Source organism: Synechococcus sp. CCY 9618 (assembly GCF_019038415.1).
Lineage (GTDB): Bacteria > Cyanobacteriota > Cyanobacteriia > PCC-6307 > Cyanobiaceae > Cyanobium.
The window spans coordinates 1-1,933 of sequence record NZ_JAFKRG010000057.1; the positions used below are offsets into that span (position 1 = coordinate 1).

General features: G+C 62.8%; 2 protein-coding genes. Both read right to left on the reverse strand.

Translation table 11 applies throughout. From position 1 onward, the window contains the following. A partial coding sequence (locus KUG41_RS14495; protein ID WP_216904925.1) for an iron uptake porin occupies positions 1 to 316 on the reverse strand: 316 nt, incomplete at its 3' end. A 205-nt stretch (positions 317 to 521) separates the two neighbouring features. Continuing rightward, positions 522 to 1,933, reverse strand: a 1,412-nt coding sequence (locus KUG41_RS14500) for an iron uptake porin (RefSeq protein WP_216904926.1), incomplete at its 5' end; no start/stop codon positions are given.

Consider the following 1,933-nt stretch of genomic DNA (forward strand, 5'->3'; position numbering starts at 1 on the left):
CATCGGTCACCTCGGTGATCCGGTCGAGGCAGGCGTTCAGCAGGGCCGCCGCTTCGTAGCGGGTCATGGCCTGGCCGCCCTTGTAGGTGCCGTTGGGGTAGCCGGCGACGCAGCCGTAGCGATCGATCAGGTTGGAGAGCGCCTGGTAGGCCCAGTCGGTGGGCTTGACGTCGGAGAACTGGTTGATGCTGGTGACCTGCTCCCTGGAGACGTACTTGTTGACGTCATCCAGGTTGAGCTCAGCGGCCTGCACCACAACGGGCGACAGGAGGCCAAGCGCAGCAGGAGCCACCAGCAGTTGCTGGAAGGTTTTCATTGGTCCTCACACCAAAAAGAGGAAGCCCCCTCAGGGGCGCCGCAACACTATCGGAAGGAATGAGGTCCACCCCGAAAAGAAATCACACCTGTATGTATCGCTGAAAACATGGGAAGTGTTCCCGCCGGCCCTGAACAAAAAAAACCCGGCTGCAGAGCAGCCGGGAGAATTTGAGGACGGGTTGTGAGGTGTGGATCCGAAAGGATCAGAACTTGAAGGTGGTCTTGATCAGGCCGCCGAAGTTGTTGAAGGAGTCGTCGTTGCCCTTCTGGAACTGGCCGAGGGGGGCGCTCAGGTAGTAGATCGCCGGGGTCACGCTGATGTTGTCGGTGATCTGGAACTTGTACCACCACTCCCAGGCATAGTTGCCGTCGTCGGGAGAGAGGATGTCGTCGTCGCCCGACGTCGTGAAGAAGGTGGGCTGGCCGACAGCCATACCGAGGGAGTTACCCTTGATGAACACGTCGTCCCACTGCAGACCCACGTACCAGGACTGGGTCTGGGCACCGTCGATGACGTCCCGGAAGGCCCCAGCAGACTCGCTGTCGGCACTGTGGTAGTTGACGCCCCAGCCGGCGCTGATCGAGGGGATCCAGCCGGAGGTGGAAGGCTGCCAGTAGCCGCTGACGCCCAGGGAGTTGACGGCAGAGGAGAGGGCAAAACCGGTGACGGCCAGAGGTGTGCCGTTACCGGCATAAAGGCCAGCACCACCTGCGCTGTAGTTGTACGCAACGGCCAGACCGTAGTTGGGCTGGCTGTAGGCGACCTGCACAGTGCCGGTCTGGGTCGAGCCTGCGGTGCCGATGCCACCGAATTCAGGGGCGCCATTGTCGCCGTTGGCCGACACGTAGTTGGCGCTCACGCTGAAGTCGCCGCTCTTCCACCAGATACCACCGCCAGCACCGAGGTTGAGGCTGTAGGTGCCGGGGGCACCGGCGTAGGTGAAGATGTCAAGGACGGTGTCAGCCGGGTAGGCGCTGGGCCAGACGGCCAGCATGTCGTCCTGACGGACCCGACCACCGATGGTGGCGGTGAAGCTTGAGCCGACGGGGAACTGGTAGAAGAGGCGGTTGATGCCCACCACGTCCTGACCAGCGGGCTCTTCAAACGCCACTTCCATGCCGGTAAGACCGACCAGACCACCGGCTCCATAGGGAGAGTCGGCGAAGTTGCCAGCCCTCAGGCGGGTGCGCAGGAGGTCCTTGCCGGTGAAGCTGGTGTCGAAGTTGAGCTGGACGTCGTAGTTGAAGACCGTGGCGCCCTGCTGGGCCCTGGCGGCGTCAGCGAACTTCTGGCCGGGCAGAACAAAACCGCCGGTGTTGTTATTGATGAAAATGGACTCAGCCAGGGTGGCCCTTGCATCGCCGCCGTAGCTGTTGGCGCCGATCACGAAGGTGGCCTTACCGTTCAGCTTGGTGGTGGTGGAGAACTGGTTGGCCTCCAGCTCACCCACTTTGGCCTCCAGGCCATCCACGCGGCCGCGCAGCACGGCGAGTTCCTTCTCGAACTCGGCCATCAGGCGCTTGAGCTCATCGGTCACCTCGGTGATCCGGTCGAGGCAGGCGTTCAGCAGGGCCGCCGCTTCGTAGCGGGTCATGGCCTGGCCGCCCTTGTAGG